Origin of the sequence: Pandoraea bronchicola (assembly GCF_902459805.1) — a bacterium.
Lineage (GTDB): Bacteria > Pseudomonadota > Gammaproteobacteria > Burkholderiales > Burkholderiaceae > Pandoraea > Pandoraea bronchicola.
The window spans coordinates 133,448-152,685 of the sequence record NZ_CABPST010000008.1; the positions used below are offsets into that span (position 1 = coordinate 133,448).

7 protein-coding genes are annotated in these 19,238 nt (G+C 64.7%); 5 read left to right on the forward strand and 2 right to left on the reverse strand.

Translation table 11 applies throughout. From position 1 onward, the window contains the following. Positions 1-57: 57 nt before the first annotated feature. Both PBR20603_RS15790 and PBR20603_RS15795 read right to left on the reverse strand, forming a co-directional pair. Positions 58-1,047: a substrate-binding domain-containing protein gene (locus PBR20603_RS15790; protein WP_150560462.1), complete on the reverse strand. Its 990-nt coding sequence runs from the start codon at positions 1,045-1,047 to the stop codon at positions 58-60. 76 nt (positions 1,048-1,123) lie between these two features. Next, positions 1,124-2,488, reverse strand: coding sequence for an MFS transporter (locus PBR20603_RS15795; RefSeq protein WP_150560463.1), 1,365 nt, complete (start codon positions 2,486-2,488; stop codon positions 1,124-1,126). 223 nt (positions 2,489-2,711) lie between these two features. Between PBR20603_RS15795 and PBR20603_RS15800 the strand changes: the two genes are divergently transcribed. The 5 genes from PBR20603_RS15800 (at position 2,712) to PBR20603_RS15820 (ending at position 19,096) form a co-directional block, all read left to right on the forward strand. Continuing rightward, on the forward strand, positions 2,712-4,028 hold the full coding sequence (locus PBR20603_RS15800) for a citrate synthase (RefSeq protein WP_246174743.1): 1,317 nt from the start codon (positions 2,712-2,714) through the stop codon (positions 4,026-4,028). 293 nt (positions 4,029-4,321) lie between these two features. Continuing rightward, positions 4,322-4,966, forward strand: coding sequence for a secretin and TonB N-terminal domain-containing protein (locus PBR20603_RS15805; protein WP_150560464.1), 645 nt, complete (start codon positions 4,322-4,324; stop codon positions 4,964-4,966). Then, positions 4,956-5,459: an RNA polymerase sigma factor gene (locus PBR20603_RS15810; RefSeq protein WP_150560465.1), complete on the forward strand. Its 504-nt coding sequence runs from the start codon at positions 4,956-4,958 to the stop codon at positions 5,457-5,459. Before PBR20603_RS15805 ends, PBR20603_RS15810 begins: the two co-directional genes overlap by 11 nt. Before the next feature lie 214 nt (positions 5,460-5,673). Continuing rightward, positions 5,674-6,663 (forward strand): FecR family protein, encoded by a 990-nt coding sequence (locus PBR20603_RS15815; protein WP_174977942.1) that lies wholly within the window; start codon positions 5,674-5,676, stop codon positions 6,661-6,663. A gap of 172 nt (positions 6,664-6,835) precedes the next feature. Then, complete coding sequence (locus PBR20603_RS15820) at positions 6,836-19,096, forward strand: filamentous haemagglutinin family protein (protein WP_150560467.1); 12,261 nt, start codon at positions 6,836-6,838, stop codon at positions 19,094-19,096. Positions 19,097-19,238 lie beyond the last annotated feature (142 nt).

Consider the following 19,238-nt stretch of genomic DNA (forward strand, 5'->3'; position numbering starts at 1 on the left):
GAAGTACCAAAGAAGAAAGGAAGAAAGACGAAGCGCGGCGTGGGCGGCGAGCGGATATCAGACCCGCACCGCGGCCGCCACTTCTGGAGGAAACAGATCGTCGGCCTGCATCGGCCGGTGGCAGACACCCTGCTCGAAGGCGAAGCGCAGGAAGGCGTCGAGCGTGGTGCGATTGGGCGCAACCCCATAGGGCCACGGATCGCCTCCGAACATTGCGCGCGCCTGTGCTGCGCGTTGACTCATCCACGGCAGCGGGAAATGCGAGCAAGTGATGTCTTCAAGACGGGCGATGCTGGCGTCCTTCGCCTGTGTGAACGCCTTGAGCAAATTGCCCGCGATCCAGCGATTGGCCGTAAAGACATCGCGCCGCATGACGATCAGATGCATGATCGGGAAGATGCCGGTTTGCTCGAAGTGGACGCGCTCGGCGCTCTCGAAGTCCGTCATCAGTCGCACGATTTCCAGTTCGCGGCCCGGCGGCGGCGCTGGCGGACGGGCGCTGAGAATCACATCGATGTCGCCGTCGAGCAGCATGGCCGTGAGCGACTTTTCGGGGGATGGTCGATAGCGCACGCCGTCCGGCACGCGCACGGCGACCTTCTCTTGCCGCCCCGCCTGATTCACGCCACCCTGCACCCACTCGACATCGGCCAGCGCAACGCCCTGGTCGTGCGCGAGCCATCCACGCGAATAGACGGACGCCGTCTGTGCCCACTCCGGCACACCGACCCGCTTGCCGCGCAGATCGATCGGCGATGTCACGCTGCCATCGCCTCGCACATAGAGCGACGACAACCGGAACACGCGCGAGGGAAAGACCGGCAAGCCGATCAGACGGTCATCGCCTTGCGAGCGCAGCGACGCATACTTGGCGAGCGACATCTCCGAGAGATCCCACTCCTGAAAGTGCGTCGTGCGATAGAAGATCTCTTCGACCGGCAGCACAGACGGTACGAGATCGATGCCTTGCGCAGCAACCCGGCCGTCGAGCAGGTCGCGCACATGATCGTAGTCGTTGACAGCGAGCGAGAGGGTGAGCTTGGACATGAGGCGTTCTTGATGCGCGGAGGCGAGCGTTGCCCGCACATCCGCAGATGTTCAGTGACCGAAATCAGTGACCCAATTAGTGACCAAAAGCGGGGGCCTCGGGCAGGTTTTTGGGGCGGGCGACGAGGAACACCAGCAGGGCGGCTGTGACGAGCGCGGCGCCAAGCACGAAGAACATCATGCCCGCCCCCCCCGTCGCCTGTTGCAGCACGCCGGCAATCGCCGGTCCGCACATTGCGCCGACGCGGGCAATGCCGAGATAGAGGCCGACGCCGGTGCTGCGAATCTCCGTCGGGTAACTCACGGCGACGAGGTTATTGAGCACGGTCTGGGTGCCGATGACGAACATGCCGGCGACCACGATGCCCACGAACGTCACCGAGCCGCCGGTGATGGTCGCCAGCACGCCGATGGCCGCCGCACCACACAACCAGGCGAGCGACATGGCCAGACGACGATTGCCGATGCGGTCCGCCACTACACCGGTGAGCAGGCTGCCGAACGCCGAAGCGAAGACCAGCAGCGAGCCATAGGCAAAGCTCGTCGAGAGGTTTTCACCGCGCTTGAGCATGATCGTCGGCAGCCAGCCCGACAGGCCGTACGAGGAGAAGAGCGACAGCGCGCCCATCGCCCACAGGCAGATCGTCTGACGGCGGAATTCGCTCGAAAAGAGCGCCGCTACCGAGCCGGCTTTCACGCCCGCATCTGGTGACGTGAACGTCGCATTCGCAAACTCGCCGGCGCGGGCCGGCCAAAGTCGCGTGAGCTGTGCCCGCACTTCATCCTGACGGCCACGGCTGGCGAGAAACGAGACCGACTCCGGCAGCGCGAATTGCAATGCCAACGCCAGCACGACCGACAGCGCACCGACGTAGTACATGCTCTGCCAGCCGTACTGCGGAATCAGCCACGCGGCAATGAAACCAGACACCGTCGCGCCGCCGATCCAGCCACACGAGAAAAACACGATGGTGAAGACATTGGCGCTGCGCTTGGGGGCGATCTCGTTGATGTAGGTGACGGCGACCGGCATCAGCAGGCCCAGCGAAATGCCCATCGCGAAACGCAATGCGATGAACGTGGGCAGATCGTGAGCGAACAGCGCAATGGCAAGGCTCATCAGCCCGGAGAGCCAGATGCCCGTGAGCAGCACGCGACGTCGTCCGATGCGATCGCTGAAAGGCCCCGAGACAGCAGACCCGGCGGCGAATCCGGCCAGTCCACAAGACAGCAGCACGCCGATCTGACTCGGTGACAGATGCCACAGCGCGGTGACGTCGTGAACGATATAGGCCGCGTTGTAGAGGTCGAAGCCGTCGAACAGCAGTATTAGCGCCAGCAGCGTGGCCAGCCAGTAATGGAACGCCCCGAGCGGGGCAGATTGCAGCGCGTCGCGAACGTCGATACGTTCCGATTGCCGCGACGAAGTGTCTAGGGCCATGCCTTGTCTCCGAAGGGGGCGACCTGTCGTACGCCGGCCAGACCGGGTCCGCAGTGTCTTTGTTGTGCTATCCGGAGTCGACTTTACTGGGCGATTTTTTGTTTATCAATATTGATTATTAAAGTCAATATACCTGTGGCATCATGTCTCGCAAATTCGATGGAAGGGTGAGCATTCGCCGGCGATGAGAGGCAGAGTGGCCACAGGACGACCGAGGCAGACAATGACGCAGCAGAACGATCTGATGACGCGCGAGGAAGTGTTGAGCGTGCTCGATATCAAGCCCGCCACGCTTTATGCCTATGTGAGCCGAGGACTGATCCGGGCGCGGCCGCATGAAGACGGGCGCAAGAGTCTCTATTTGCGCCGGGACGTCGAGCGTCTCGCTACGCGCAAGCGAGGGCGCGCGCCGACCGGTGCCGTGGCTGAGTCGACGATGCGCTTTGGCGACCCGGTGCTGCACTCGGCCATCACGCAGATTACGCCGCACGGTCCGCGCTATCGCAACCGGTTGGCGATCGATCTGGCGAGCGGTGGCGCGTCGTTTGAGTCAGTGGTGCATTTGCTGATGACGGGGATCTGGCAAGACAGTATTCCCGAATGGCCGATGCAGGAAACGCCGGCCGATGTGTTGCGGTTCCTGTCCACTTACGACGGCGAAGTGGCGAGCGCCGATATCGGCAATTTGCTGGGAATGGTGCCGTTCGCGCTGGCGATGCACGGACGCGGCGCACGCGAGCTTGCCGATGGAACGGCCGTGCAGGCAGCGCGGGCGATGCTGCATTGCATGGCAGGATGCGTGGGTTTTATCGGGCCTCACAGACGCTTTATCGCGCGTGAAGCGGGGGAAAGCTTGGCGGCGCACACGCTGCGTGCAGCCGGCAGTGGCGTTACGCCCGCGAGACTGAGGGCGATGAACGCGGCGCTCGTTGTGCTGGCCGACAACGAACTTGCTCCAGCCACTTTTTCGGCGCGCGTTGCGGCGTCTACCAATGCAGACCTGTTTGGTTGCGTGGCGGCGGCCATCGGCTCGCACATCGGCTTTACCACGGGCACCAGCACCGAGAAGATCGAAACGCTCTTGTTGTGTGAGCCGTTCGATGCGCTCGACTCGCGCGTCGGCCGCGTTCGTGAATACGGCGCCAGCCTGCTCGGTTTCAACCACCCCCTGTACCCCGGCGGCGATGCGCGCGCAGATCTGATGATGCAGATCGCGGGCGAATTGATGAACGAGACGGACGACGCTGCGATTGACGAGACGTTACGGACAAACACACGGCTGATGCTCGACTTTCTCGGGCGCATGCGCACCGAAGTGAACGCGCACGCAGGACTGGCGACGGGACTCGTTGCGCTTTCTCGGGCGTTGGGCCTGCCTGACGGGACATCGACGGCGCTCTGGATCATCGGCCGATCCGCGGGTTGGGTGGCGCACGTGATGGAGCAACGCACGCAGGCGTTCATGCTGCGCCCGCGCGCGAAATACGGGTTTGGCGGTCCGGTCTCGGCGCAGGCGGTTCAGCCCCTGCAGGCGGGATAGCGCTCGGGAGAGGCGGCCGGCAGCGCCAGGGTGTCAGACGTGGGGCTGCTGGCGGACATGACGCCTGTAACAAAAAATTCATATCGGACTGCTAGCCTGCGCGAAGACTTCAATTCCGCACGCCCCCAAGGGTACCCGCTTCACCCCGGGCCAGCCGTGCGCCGAGTAGCGCGGACATGCTCAGAAACATAGCGATAAGCACGCCGCGGCCGATATTGTTACTGTGCATCGCGATGATTTGCTCCTGCGCTTGCTCTGCCCGTGTCTCGGCGACGGAGGTCGCGCCGGGCAGCGTGACGTCCGCCGATGCCGTGGCGCAGACGCCGCTGTATTTCGATATCCCGGCGCAGCCGCTGCAGTCCGCGCTCGAGTCGTACGGCGCATTCACGGACATTTCATTGCTATATGACAGCTCCCTCACCGTTGGACGCCTCTCCGCGCCCGTGCAAGGTGACATGACCGCTCGCGCGGCACTTCGGATACTGCTCGAAGGCAGTGGCCTCACCCCTCGCTATACCGGGGTGAAGACGGTGGCGCTCGTGCCCGTTGCCATGCGCTCCGCGGTCCCCGATGCCGTCGTCGATGCGCCGGCTGCGGAGGCGGCCGCACGTCGCTATTTCGGACTCATACAGGCGCGTGTGCATGACGTCTTTTGCGGGCAGCCGGTGCTGGCGCAGGGGGCGCGGCGCATTGCGCTGCGCCTGTGGATCGATGCGTCCGGCCGGATCGGACCGGTGACGTTGCTCGGGTCGAGCGGTGACGCGGCGGTCGACGCGCTGGTGATCCGATCGCTGGAAGGCGTGCGCGTGGGCGAGCCTGCGCCGCTGGCGCTTGCCCAGCCGTTTACGTTCGTGGTGCTGCCGAGGGCATCGGGCCGCAATTGGGGATGCGTTCCCCGAAACGATGCGCTGACGACCGGGGAGCCGCATGGCCGATAGCCCGCGCGCCACGCTGCGTGAGCTGCTCGTTGAGCGTTACGGGCAGCTCAAGACCTTGCTCTCGCGCAAACTGGGATCGTCCGATCTGGCGGGCGACGCGCTGCAGGACACCTGGCTGCGTCTGGAAAATGCCGAGAACATCGACTCGGTGCGCAACCCAGGCGCTTATCTGTATCGCATGGCCTATCATGCCGCCATCGACAAGCAGCGCGCCGAAGATCGGCGCCTGAGCGTGGGCGAGGTCGAAGCGATGCTCGATCTGGTGAGCCCGGCGCCGGGCCCGGCGCAGATCGCAGAGGCCAACTCCGATCTGCATGCGCTGGTGCGCGTGCTCGAGCAGATGCCAAAGCGCCGGCGGGACATTCTGCTGGCAGTGCGTCTGGATGGCATGGCTCAACGCGAGGTAGCTGAACGTTTCGGGATTTCCTTGCGGCTCGTGGAACTGGAGCTGAAGCGGGCACAGGCGTTCTGCGCCGATCACATTGAACGGTAGCGAACCATAACGAACGACATCGCTCGAGACGTCGGCTTGCCACGGCAAAATGACGATCGTGCGAAGTGGAAAAGACATTTCAAAAAATATTGCGGAAACCGATGGCGGGAAACGTCATGAGAATATGACGGCCCCAAATCGGGCAGAATCGCCGCCCGTAAGACCTAACACGTCAAGCGGCGCCGCAAGCAGAGGATTGGCAGACACATCCGACATGAAGGCAGTACCTGACAGCTCGAACCGAACCGCCACGACGCATGCCTTGCAGCGTGATGCCCACGCCTGGGTGCGACGTCTTACGTCCGGCGAGGCCACCGTGGCAGATGCGCAAGCCCTGAAGCAATGGTGCGACGTGAGCCCTGAGCATGCGGCGGCCTTTGCCGAGGCGCGGCGTCTGTGGCGTGATCTTGGCCCCGCAGGCGAGATGGCACGCGCACGCGCGAGCGCCGGCGTACACCGTCCGGCGCGCATGGGCCGGCGGGTGTTCCTGGGGGGCGCGCTCGCGTCGGCGGCAGGGGTAGGGGCGGCCGTGATCGCCCCGGCGGGCTTCTGGGGCGCCATGACCTCGATGGCGAGCGCCGACTACCGGACATCGACCGGCGAGCAGCGTCAGATTGCGCTGGCGAATCAGGTGAGCGTCGATCTCAATACCCGCACCCGCGTGGCGCTGCTCAAGAAGGACAGCGCGAACGCGGCGCGCAATGGCGTCGACCTGCTCGACGGCGAGATTGCCGTCGACAGTTCGCGCAGCGCGACGCCTTTCGTCGTGGCGGCCAGCGATGGACGAACCATCGGCACTCAAGCCAACTTCGAAGTGCGCAATCTCGAGACGCGCGTGTGCGTGACCTGTGTGTCGGGTGACGTGCGCGTCGAGGTCGGCGGCAACAGCGTGCAACTGGCGGCGCGTCAGCAAGTGGTCTACGAGGACCGTCGTCTGGGGCGTGCGACGTCCGTCGATACGGCGGTCGTGTCGGCCTGGCGTGCTGGCGTGCTCGTGTTCCGCGATACGCCGCTCGCCGACGTCATTGATGAAATCAATCGCTATCGCGCGGGACGCGTGATGGTTTTCGACAGCCATCTCGCGCAAAGTCATCTGAGCGGACGATTCCGCATCGACCGCCTCGGCGAAATCTTCGCGCAAATGCAGGAAGTGCTCGGCGCGCGGGTGACGCAGCTCCCGGGCGGCATTGTGGTCGTCGGCTGATACGTGCCGGTACGAAGACTCGTAGCGTGCACAAGGCACGCGAGAGGCGGATACCAAGTTTTTTCGGGGAAGGCGTTGCGGGTTTCAAAGGTGAGCGTCGTCATCAAAGGGAAGGCCGCTTGCATCAATCTGATGGCGGTGGCCGCTAACCGATTGCCACTGCACACCCGACATGCAACCGAACCCTTTCGCCTCGCTCGCAACGCCCGCATCCGATAGTTCTGCCGACTCGCCGTGCAAGCAGCAGCACCGGCGGCTGAGTCGCGTCATTCGTAACCTGCATCGAAAGCCGCTGGTGCAGGCCGCCGCATTGACGCTGCTGGCATCGTCGGCTGCACACGCGCAGCAAGCCTTCAGCAACGCATGGTTCGCCGCGCGCGGTGCAGCGCAAGCGAGCGCCTCGCAGACGGGACGCCTGCCGAACGGTATGCCGGTGTCATCACTCATGGACCCGTCGGCGCAGCAACAGCAAGCGAATGCACAGTTGCAGCGCTCGATTGCGAATCTGGGCACGGCGGCACAGAACATTGCGGCGATGCAGGCCGCGCAGGCCAATGCGCGAGCGGCTGCGGCAAACAGCGATGCAACGATCCCTGACGGTCTGACCGAAGGCGGCCTGAAGGTCGACACGAATAGCCTGACCAAGGGCTGGGTCAATGCACAGGCGCCAACGCAAACGAGCGCCAACGGCAAGACCAACGTCAATATTCAGCAAACGGCAGACAAAGCGATCCTGAACTGGGAGACGTTCAACGTCGGGCGCAAGACGTCGGTCAACTTCGCGCAGCAAAGCGACTGGTCGGTGCTCAATCGCGTGAACGATCCACAGGCGCGTCCGAGCCAGATTCAGGGGCAGATTCACGGTGACGGCACCGTCCTGATTCTTAACCGCAACGGTGTGATCTTCGGCGGCACGAGTCAGGTCGATACGCGCAACCTGGTGGTCGCGGCGGCTCGCATGAGCGACGCGCAGTTTCAGACGGGTGGAATCTATGGCGCAAACGGCACGACGCCGACGTTCACGGATGCCCTGGGCAAGGTCGAAGTGCAGGCGGGGGCGAATATCACGACCCGCACGCCGACGTCGGTGACGCAAGGCGGCGGCTATGTGTTGCTGCTCGGCAATCAGGTGAGCAACGCCGGGACGATCGTCACGCCGCAAGGGCAGGTGGCGTTGGCCGCGGGCGACAGCTTCGTGATACGCAAGGGCGTGGGCACGGATGCGAATACGCCGTCGACGACCCGAGGCAGCGAGATTTCGCCGCAGTTCGTGGCACAGAGTACGGCAGGCAAGGTGGTGAACAGCGGCTTGCTGATGTCTTCCGAAGGCGACATCACGCTGGCGGGCCGTGACGTGCAGCAGTTGGGCACGGCGGTGTCGACGACGACGGTCAACACGCGTGGCACGATTCACCTGCTGAACTCAGCGAGCGACACGCTGGGCAAGGTGACGCTGGGCAGCGGTGCGCTCACGTCGGTGCTCATCAGCGAGAACGGAGCGACGGCGCTCGACAGTCAACGCACCGCGTTGATTCAGGATTCCGCAAAACAGGACGTGCTGCGCGTCGGCATGTCGTCCGGACTGTTCGACAACTTGTCGATACTCTCCGATCGACGCGATCAATCGCGCGTCGAGATCGTGAGCGGCGGCAATATCGAGTTTCAGGGCAATTCGCTCACGCTCGCCACCGGTGGTCAACTGGCGGTGAGCGCCACGGGGCGCAGTTTCGTGGCAAACGGGGCACAACTGGATGTTTCCGGCGCGGTCGGCGTCTCGCTGTCGATGGACAGCAACAACGTCAAGATCAACGTGCAAGGCAACGAGCAGCGCGACGCACCGGGCAACCGCGATAACGCGGCACTGAACAATGCAAACGTCTACATCGACCGCCGGCGACTGGTGTACGTCCCGGCGTCCGTCGGGGGCTACGCGAACGAGCGCTGGTACACCCCCGGCGGTCTGCTGGAAGTCGGCGGCTATCTGGCCAATCAGACGCACGGCATTGGGGAGTGGGCCGCGCAGGGCGGCACCGTGACCATTGGCGGCAACGAGGTAGTGACGCAGAAGGGGGCGCTCATCAACCTGTCGGGCGGCTCTCTCAACGTGCAGACCGGCTATCTGAATCAGACGTGGCTCAAGGGGGTAGACGGTCAGCTCTACAACGTCAACACCGCGCCATCGAACCTGATCTACACCGGTGTCTACAGCGGCTTCGAGGTGGAACACGAGCGTTGGGGCAAGAACCTGACCGAGTCGTACGCCAGCCCGCTCATCGCGCCCACGCGCGTACTGCAGAACGGCTACACGGTCGGGCGCGACGCGGGCCGTCTGTCGATCTCGGCGCCGACGGCCGTGCTCGAGGGCGACGTCGTCGCCAACGTCTACACCGGCCCGGTGCAGACGCAGGCACGTCCGTCCGGGCTCACCGACGGCTACTCACTCAGCCAGTTCGCCGTTGCGCGTGCTGCGTCGCTGACACTCGGTCAGTACATGGGGCTGGGGCGCACGAACGCGTTCGCGACGGATGTCGTGATCGGCGACATCGACGACATCACATCGCAGATGAAAGCGGGCGATGCGCTCGACGCGACACGCACGAATACGCTCTGGCTCGATGCCGCGCGTCTGAATGCCACCGGCTATGGTGAGTTGGACCTCGTGACGTCAGGCGACATCAACGTGCGCCGCGACCTGCGTCTGGATAATGGCGGCCGTCTGAGTCTGGTGTCGCCGGGTGTCGAGGTGAGCGGCAACATCATCGTGCCAAGTGGCACGGTCAATATCTCCAACACCTATCTGCGCGCGGGCGAGCAATACCCCGTGGCACTGTTCCAGTCCAACGGCACGGTGGGAATGACGCTGTCGCCGGGCGCGCGAATCGACGTGCGCGGGCTCTGGGTCAACGGTGCGACCGATCCCGACTCGCTCGCCAAGGTTGCCTTCCTGAACGGCGGTAACGTCACGTTCGATTCCACCAGCGATCTGACGATCGGTGACGGTAGCGTGATCGACGTGTCGTCTGGCGGCGCAGTCCTCGCCAATGGCAAAACCCGCGGCGGTACCGGCGGCAACGTCACGCTGATCGCCGGTGACTCGGCGAGCAATGTGAACGTCAGCGTCGGCACATTGACGATGAACGGTGCGATCCTCGCATATGGCGTGAACGGCGGCGGCAAACTCACGATCTCGACGCCGGACGCCATCATGATCGGTGCGAACGCGGCGCTGGCCGGTGGCGAGCTGGCGGCAGGAACGTCGGCGAACGTCGCGGTGAAACTCGCCGAGCCCTACACCGTTCCCGCAGGCACGCCGCTGCCGTTCTCCTCGATCGATGCGCACACCAAGCTGATCATGGACGTGCCGTTCCCGGTGCCGATTCAGCTCGACGTGCCGCCGAGCACACCCACCGCAGCCGATTGGGTCGTACCTGCTGGCGTGGGGATACTCGCTTACAGAACGGACGGCAATTCCGGATACAACCGCTACTACCCCGGCGACACGCTGCCAAAGGGCACGTTGATCTTCAATATGTTCGGCGCGGACGGCAACAGCAACCTGCCCGCAGGGACTGTCATTCCGTCGAAGGTGTTCCCCACCGGCTTCTCGATCCTGCCATACCGTATCGTGTACACGGCGGGCACGGTCAGTAACGTGGACGTGACCTACCCGGTAGGTGTGGTCATCCCCGCCGGCACGACACTCGCGCGCAACGTCGCTGTCACGCCGGCGCCCACGTTCAACGCGGGCACGTCGGGCAGCAATACGCCGTTCTTCAGCGCGGGGTTCTCGAGCTACGACATCAACGGCGGGCAGGGCGTGCGCGTGGACAACAGCGTGAAGCTCGCGCCGGTCATGCCCGTGTACCACTTCACGGCAAACAGCGCGAGCGCCCCCACCGGCAGCGATCCGTCGAAGGTCATGGAGGTGGCGCTGCCGCAACTCTTTGCGGAAAACGCGCAGACTGCCATGCTCACGCAGCGAGCCGGGGCCAGCCTCGCATTGCGTTCGATCACCAAGGACTATCAGGGCAACAAGGCGGGCGGTGAAGTGAGCATCGGGCAGGGCGCATCGGTCGTTGTCGACCCAGGCCAGAGCATCACGCTCGATTCGTTCGGGCAGATCACTGTCGATGGTGCGCTGATCGCCCGTGGCGGCAAGATCGCGCTGACTGCGCAAGCCGATGGCGTATTGGCCAGCGCCCGCAATTTCGACGCTGCCGGCAACAACCGCGGCATGGCGATCTGGTTGGGGCCGACCGCCATGCTCGATGTCTCCGGCTTTGGCTACACGGCTGTCGACGCCTCCGGGCGCACCTACGGCACCGTGTTGGACGCCGGCAGCATCGCGCTGAACGGCAACGTATCGTTCGTCATCGTTCGTCCGGGCGCGGAGTTGAACGCCGATGGCGCGGCGGTGAAGGTGAGTACGGCGACAGTGCCGGGGCAGCCGTCGAACGCCACGGGCAGCATGGCGCTGGCCTCCAACGGCGGGGCGATCGCGCTGAACTCGATGAGCGGTCTGATGCTCGACGGCAACGCGCATGCCAAGGCTGGCGGCGCAGGTGCCTCGGGCGGCGATTTGTCGCTGTCGTTGACTACCGCGCAATATCAGGACCAGACCAATCTGATTCCGATGTCAGTGCTAGTCCCTGGGAAGTTCGTGGTCACACAGCACAGCGGCGTTCCGGCCGCGCTCACCGGGCCTTCCGCTGCGGCCTCGTTGGCGTTCGGGCAGGCGACGGTGAGCGTCGATCAGATCGAGGGCGGCGGTTTCAGTTCGGCATCGCTGCTGTCGACCGACTTTCTGATTTTCAATGGCGATGTGTCGCTCTCGCTCGACAAGAGCCTCAAGCTCATGGCGAACGCCATCACGTCCAATTCGCCCCAGGCGGGCAACCCGGTGCCCACGAGCAACACCGTGCGTCTGGCCGCGCCTTACGTGAGCTTCAGCGCCACACCGGCCGTCTTTCGCGACGGCTTTCGGAGCGGGGCGATCGGCAATGTGCAGCCGAGTAGTCTCCCGACCACAGCGACATTCGAGGTCGACGCGAACCTCATCGACATTCAGGGGCCGATCAGCTTCTCCTCCAATGCTTCTTACTGGGACAAGGATCTCAACCAGTGGGTGCAGACCCCCGTAGCGGGTTTCAAGACGATACGCTTCGCTAGTCAGGGCGATATCCGTTTTCTTCCGACAACGGCGTTGGCGACCGGGACGTCGCTGATCTCGCCGTGGGATCTGGACTTCGAGGGGGCGCAGATATACCCGACGACGGGGGCCGAGGCGAACATCGTCGCCGGCGCAACCAACCCGAACTACAACGCCACCCTGACGCTGGGCCGCACGACGGCCGATGTGCCGGATATGCCGATGTCCGCGTTCGGCTCGCTGCTGATGTCGGCGCCGAACATCAAACAAGGCGGCGTGCTGCGTGCCCCCTTGGGGGCGTTGATCCTCGGGCAGGTGGATAACGTGCCAGGTTCGGGGGGCATCACCCGGAACGTCGAGTTGTTGCCGGGCAGCGTGACATCGGTGTCCTCCGACGGTCTCACCATGCCTTACGGCGGCACCTTTGACGGCGTGACGTACAACTACAACGGCGCCAGCATCTCTGCGTTGCAGGCGGGCGGCTTCACGGGGGGGGGCTGGAACATCGGTTCCGGTATCCGGCTCAAGGGACAGACGATCGCCGTGGACGGTGGCGCAACGATCGATCTTTCGGGGGGAGGTTCGCTCACCGGCGCGGGATTCGTGTCAGGGCGGGGCGGTTCGGTCAACGTGCTCAATACGCCGCTGGTCAATGCGAACCCGACCATGAAACTCAGCAAGGCGAGCGACAAGGTCTACGCCATCGTGCCTGGCTATGCGTCGAACTATGCGCCGGTAGCGCCGGAGAACGGTGCGGGCGATCCGGTCGTGGGGCAGCGCGTCACCATCGGCAACGGCGTGCCGGGGCTGCCTGCCGGCACCTACACGTTGCTGCCGTCGAACTATGCACTGCTGCCCGGGGCCTATCGCGTCGAGATCGGCGCTACGGGCCAGAATCTGCCGGGCATCGCGACGGCGGCGGGCAACGGCACCTATTTGACGGCGGGCTATCTGAGTATCGCCAACACGTCTGCAATTAACCAACTGCCGTCGACCCTGTTGGTCACGCCGGGCACGGCCGTGCGCAAGTATTCCCAGTTCAACGAACAAAGCTACGGCGACTTCCTCGCGAGTCAGGCGGCGCAGTTCGGTAACCTTGCGCCGATGCTGCCGCGCGATGGCCGTGCGCTTGACGTCATGTTCGTCGCGCCCGACCAGGCACCGACGACGCCGGTTTTCACGTTCGACGGCAAGGCGCTGTTCGCCGCGGCACCGGGCGGTGTCGTGGGACAGGTCGCGGTGGAGAACGTCGGCGAAATCACCACGGGAACTCGCACGCCGGGCTTCACGGGGGTGTCGGTTGCGGCAAACGATCTGAGCGCGATCAACGCACCGCGCCTGAGTATCAATGGCTACACGGTCCCGTTGCGGGGGCTGCAATACGCCTTCTACAGTAGTGGCGTCCACGATCTCTATCTGCGCGATGGCATCACCTTGTCCGCCGGAGAGATCTATCTGATCGGCACCAACATCACGCTGGGCAATAACGTGACGCTGACGACCGTCGGCAAGGGCGCGGCACCGTTCGACTCGGCGACCACGGGGCTGCCCTACGTCGCCGGGAATAACACGGTCCTTGGCCTGTCGAACGGCGATATAGAATTTGGCGGCGCGCAATCGAGCAACGGCGCAATCACGATAGGTGCGGGCTCAGGCCTGTTCTCCGAAGGCACGCTGGTCTTCTCGACCAATGGCTCGTCGACGCTCGATTCGACGGCACGCTTCGGCTCGCGCAATATCACGCTCGCGGTGGGGTCGCTCAATGTGGGCGACGCGTCGCAGGTTGCCGGGGCGGGCAACCCGACAGGCATGCTGTTCAATCAGGCCATGCTCTCGACGCTGATGCATGGCGATGCGTCGAGTGGCGCACCTGCCCTCGAGACGATCACGCTGGGCGCCGCCGGGGCGATCAACGTGTTCGGCAGCAGCGGTCTCGATACGCGCGGCTCGGGCGTGGATGTCGTCCTGAAGTCCCCTGCGATCTATGGCTATGGTGCGGCAGGCGATCAAGCAACGCTTGCTGCCGACCGGCTGACGTGGAACGGCGTGGCGCAGGCGTCGGCACCGGCGATATTGACGGGTGGCCTGGGCAACGGTGCGTTGAGCCTGGTGGCGAAGGAAATCGATCTCGGCCAGTTCGTGCCGGTCGATACGACCGGCGTCACGCGCACCATCTACGGCTTCAGCGATGTCGATCTGACGGCCAGTGACCGAATCGTGTCGGCTGGCAACAGCAAGCTCTTCGTGTTTCAAACGCCGAGCACGCAAAGCGGCGCGGTCTTCGGCCAGAGCGGCACGGGGGGTAACCTCACGCTGGCGACGCCGCTGCTCACCGGCACGCAGAAATCGATCATCGGCTATGTGGCGGGCGGCGCGCTCAATGTCGTAGCCCCGGCGGGGTTGATGCCAAGCACGGCAACGTCGACGGTTGCCGGTGCAGAGATCGATCTGACGGGCGATAACGTGCGCATTGGCAGCACGGTTCTGCTGCCCAGCGGCAAGCTGGCCGTGGACGCCACGCACGACATCGTGCTCGCCGACGGCAGCCGCGTCGATCTGAGCGGGCAGACCTCGCAGATTCAGGCGCACACCGTCTACGGCTTCGGCGGCACGGCAACGTTCTCGAGCGCGCAGGGCGCCGTGACGCAGTCGTCCGGCTCGATCGTCGATGTTTCTGCGCAGAACAACAATGCGGGGGCGATCACGATCGACGCTCGTGCCGGCACGGTGGCCCTGAACGGCCAGTTGCGCGGAAGCCCGAACCCGGGGTTCGTCAGCGCCGACTTTGGGGCGGCAGCCGGCACTTTCGCCGACTTTGCCGGACTGAACGCGCTGCTCACGCAGGGGGGCTTCTTCGATTCGCGCAGCTTCGTGCAGAAACAGGGCGATCTGGTCGTCGGCGACGGCGTGAAGGCGCATAACGTCGGCATCTCGGTCGACAGCGGCAGTCTGACGGTCAACGGCACGATCGACGCTTCGGGCACGTCGCCGGGCACGATCCGTTTGTCGGCGGGCAACGGTCTCACGCTCGGCGGCGGTGCGGTACTCGACGCGCACGGCACGAAGCTCCAGGTCGACAGCTACGGCGTGCCCATCGAATCGAAGAATCGCGGTCATATCGAACTGACAACGTCGGGCGGTACGATGACGCTCTCGCCGGGCGCCGTGTTCGATCTCGGCACACCGGGCGGCGCACGCTACGGCGAGATCATCCTCAACGCGATGCGAACGGGGGAAACGTCCGGCGACATCGCCATCAACGCGCCTGGGCCGCTGACGATACGCGGTGCCGAGAGCGTCGCGCTCAACGGCTTCTGGACATATCACCTGGCGGCGGGCAGTGCGATTTCGCAGGCGACGCTTGACGGCTACGACAGCGCCAGCACCGCGTTCATGAACGCCGCTGCCGGCAACGGCGCACTGGCGGCGCGCACGGCCGGTCTCTCGGCCTACGGCAGTGCCTACCACCTGCGCCCGGGCGTGCAGATCGCCTCCGTTGGCGATCTATCGACGATTGGCGATATCGATCTGTCGGCGTATCGCTATGGCGCAGGGGCGGATCGCGATCCGAATTCGGCAACGTATGGCGCGGGCGAGCCGATGGCGCTGGTCTTGCGCGCGGGCGGCAATTTGACGATCGGGGGCAGCATCTCCGACGGATTCCAGGCAACGCACGGCGCACCGGCGACAATTTCGATCATCGACGTGTCGACCGTGCCCGCTTTCAAGTTGAGGACGACGCCCGGCAACGGTACGACCTACACGTATTGGTTCAACGACACCAGCGACGTTTATCTCCCCGTGGCGTGGACGATCCCGGCCACCGGCTTCTACGACTGGTTCGAGAATCAATACTGGGGGCCGCTGACCGACACCAACGGCGTGGCTTACAACCCGGGCGACACGATACCGGCGGGCACGACGATTAGCGCGGCAAACAGTTACGGCTATGCATTCGATCCGAGCAATATGCCCGTGCTGGCGACGATGACAAGCCCTGCGGTCCCGCCGAGTCCGGCCACTGGCCCGGGTGCCGCCATGCTCGCTGCCGGTTCGCGTTCGACATCCATCCGTCTGGTGGGCGGGGCGGACGTGACTGCGGCGGATCAGCGAGCGCTCCAGACGGTGCGTGCGCTCGCGGGCAGCGGCGACGTGACGCTTAGCGATGCCGCCTACAACAACGCGCTACGCGCCACGGCCTTCAGCGTGTTGCGTACCGGCACCGGGAATCTTGAAATCCTGTCGGGCGGCAGTTTCAGCGAAGCCACGCCCTACGGCGTCTACACGGCGGGCACGAGTTCGGCCCCGATACTTGCAGCCGACGGCAGCAATCCGTACAACCTGCCGTCCGCCGGTTCGGGCGGCGGTGTTCAGGTCTGGTATCCGGAGCATGGTGGCGACGTGCTGATATCGGCGCAGCAGGACGTAGGCGGCAATATCCAGATGGCCGACAACTCGCAGCGCTTCGTCGACAGTAACCTCACGTCGAATTGGCTGTGGCGCCAGGGCGGGGCGGGACTCACGACGGACCCGACTGCGTGGGGGATCAACTTCGGCTCGACGGCCGTGCTCGATTCAAGCAATCGCACTTCGGGAATCATCGGTTTTCAGGGCATCGGCACGCTCGGTGGCGGCAATTTGACGCTGGTGGCCGGACGCAACGCTGGCGTGATGACGTCCGACAACACCTTCCAGTCGACGGGCCTCGACCTTGCCGTTGCCTCGACCGGCCGTGTGCTGTCCGACGGCAGTCTGGTGCAGACGGGCGGTGGCGATCTGCGCTTGAAGGTTGGCGGGATGCTCAACGGACGTCCTTCCGTGGGGCAGTGGGACCGTCCTGGTGATTACTTCGGTTCGGTGACGAGCCTGCGCGGCGACACCACCATCGACGCGGGCTCGGTCGGTGCGACGGCGGCATATGGCAATGGCAACTATTGGAAGTCCTACGATCCGCGCGCACAGGCGCTCACGACGATCAAGGGTGTGACGCAGACGCGCGGACCGGTGCTGATCCCCGGCGACGGCACGGTCAGCGTCAGCGCGCGGGGCGATCTCGTGCTGGGCGGGGTCGGCGACGCGGGCATGACGGCGTCACAGAACGTCGACGGCGCCTTCTACACGACTGCCACGGGCTCCCTGACCAAGGGCGGCAACACGCAGTTCACGCTCTTCCGTCCGGCCACCGCCATTCAACTGTTCTCGGCCGGTGGCGACGTCATGCCCATCGACGGTGGAAATGCGGGCAATGGCGCCGCGAACGGCGGCAGCTTCTTCCCGGGCAGCCTGAGCGTGACGGCCGCCAACGGCGATATCCGGTTCAATACGGCGATGGCGCCGGACGATCCGCGAACTAATCTCGAGTTGATCGCCTCGCCAGTGGGGCAACTCGAAATGTTTGCGGCGGGCACGATCTACGGGCAGGGCGCGACGGTCTCGATGTCTGGCGCCGACATGGCGAGCCTGGCCACGCCGCAGCATCCTTTCTTCCAGACGATCAATGGGCCAAACCTCAACAGCGCGTCGTCGGACGCGGCGATTCGTCAGGCTGCGGCCAATCCGCTTGCGTATGGCGAGGACACCGTGACGTCGCCGCTGCACGGGCAGGATAGTGTGCCTGCCCGCATCTATGCCGGCGTGGATATCGACGATCTGAGTATCGGCAAGACGCTTGTCAGCCGGAACGACCCTGTGGCGCAGTTTATCCCGACGCACGGCGTCTGGTACGTTGCGGCGAAGCCTTTCGAGGTCATGGCCGGGCGCGACATCGTCGGCGCCGGCACGTTGCCGGACACGTTCGCGAACCTGAACGGCAGCGATATCACGCTCATGCAGGCCGGGCGCGACATCCTCTATCAGTCGGCGAACATTGTCGGACCGGGCCTGTTGGAGATGCAGGCGGGGCGCAATCTGTATCAGGGTTATGTCGGCATGCTCACGAGTGTGGGCGACGTGATGCACCCGTCGAACACCACCGGCGGCGCAGACATTTCGGTGCTCGCGGGCGTGGGCGCCAATGGTCCGGACTACACGCGCTTCGCCAAGTTGTACTTCGATCCGGCCAGCCAGTTGGCCAGCGGCAGCGCACTGGCCGGCAGCGGCAAGGTCGTGCACGCCTACGGCGACGAACTGACGGCGTGGCTAAAGGATCGCTTCGGCTACACCGGGACGTCGGCCGAAGCGCTCGGCTACTTCCTTGCGTTGCCGCAGGTGCAGCAGGGCGTGTTCGTGCGTGAGGTGTACTTCAAGGAGTTGCTGCTCGGCGGCCGGGAGTACAACGACACGAGCAGCCCGCGCTACGGCAGCTATCTGCGCGGTCGGGAAGCCATCGCCACGCTGTTCCCGGCGAACGACGAGAAGGGCAATGCGCAAAACTACGACGGCGCGATCACGCTGTTCAGCAGCGTGACCGGAACCAATACGGTGAACGGTGTGACGACGCCTGTTACGACCGATGCCGGTGTGCGCACCAACTTCGGCGGCAACATCCAGATGCTGAACCCGGGTGGGCGAACGCTGGTGGGTGTCGAAGGGGTGACGCCGGGCGCGGCCGCGGGGGTGGTTACGCAAGGCGAGGGCGACATTCAGCTCTACAGTCGCGACAGCATCCTGCTCGGTCTGTCGCGGGTGATGACGACCTTTGGCGGCGGCATTCAGGCGTGGTCGGCCGAAGGGGACATCAACGCCGGTCGCGGCGCGAAGACGACGGTGCTCTATACCCCGCCCAAGCGCGTGTACGACACCATGGGCGATGTGACGCTCTCGCCGTCGGTGCCATCCAGCGGTGCCGGTATCGCCACGCTGGCGCCGCTGCCCGAGGTGCCGGGCGGCGACATCGACCTGGTTGCGCCGCTGGGCACCATCGACGCGGGCGAAGCGGGGATTCGTGTGTCGGGCAACGTCAACTTCGCAGCGCTGGCGATCGTCAACGCCGCCAACGTTCAGGTGCAGGGCAAGTCGACGGGGTTGCCGGTGATTGCGGCGGTCAATGTCGGCGCATTGACCAATGCGAGCGCCACGGCCGCACAGGCAGCTACCGCGGCACAGGACGCCATCGCGCGCGACCGGGCGGCGCAACGTCAGAACGCACCGTCGATCTTCTCGGTGCGGATGCTGGGCGGCGGCACGGATACGCCCGCCCCCAACCCCGACCAGAAGGGCGCGTCGCTTGCGCCGCCGGCAAGGGGGAGCTACGACCCGTCGAGCGCATTCCAACTGGTTGGGAATGGTGAGCTGACCGAAGCGCAGAAGATGCAGCTCACCCGGGAGGAAAAGGCACATCTGTGACGGCGGGCGGCGCGTTACAAAAAATAATCTGCGGATTTGCCCTTCGATATCCGTCATGTCATTGAGGCTTGCACGAAATGACAGACAGAAGCGTTCATGGGTATCGGGGGGCACACAATGTTCGCGCGTGGAAAGAACGGGG

Bases quoted from the DNA above. Each gene is read 5' to 3' on its own strand.
- PBR20603_RS15810 (WP_150560465.1), top strand. From the start codon at position 4,956: ATGGCCGATAGCCCGCGCGCCACGCTGCGTGAGCTGCTCGTTGAGCGT.
- PBR20603_RS15790 (WP_150560462.1), bottom strand. From the start codon at position 1,047: ATGTCCAAGCTCACCCTCTCGCTCGCTGTCAACGACTACGATCATGTG.
- PBR20603_RS15820 (WP_150560467.1), top strand. From the start codon at position 6,836: ATGCAACCGAACCCTTTCGCCTCGCTCGCAACGCCCGCATCCGATAGT.
- PBR20603_RS15800 (WP_246174743.1), top strand. From the start codon at position 2,712: ATGACGCAGCAGAACGATCTGATGACGCGCGAGGAAGTGTTGAGCGTG.
- PBR20603_RS15795 (WP_150560463.1), bottom strand. From the start codon at position 2,488: ATGGCCCTAGACACTTCGTCGCGGCAATCGGAACGTATCGACGTTCGC.
- PBR20603_RS15815 (WP_174977942.1), top strand. From the start codon at position 5,674: ATGAAGGCAGTACCTGACAGCTCGAACCGAACCGCCACGACGCATGCC.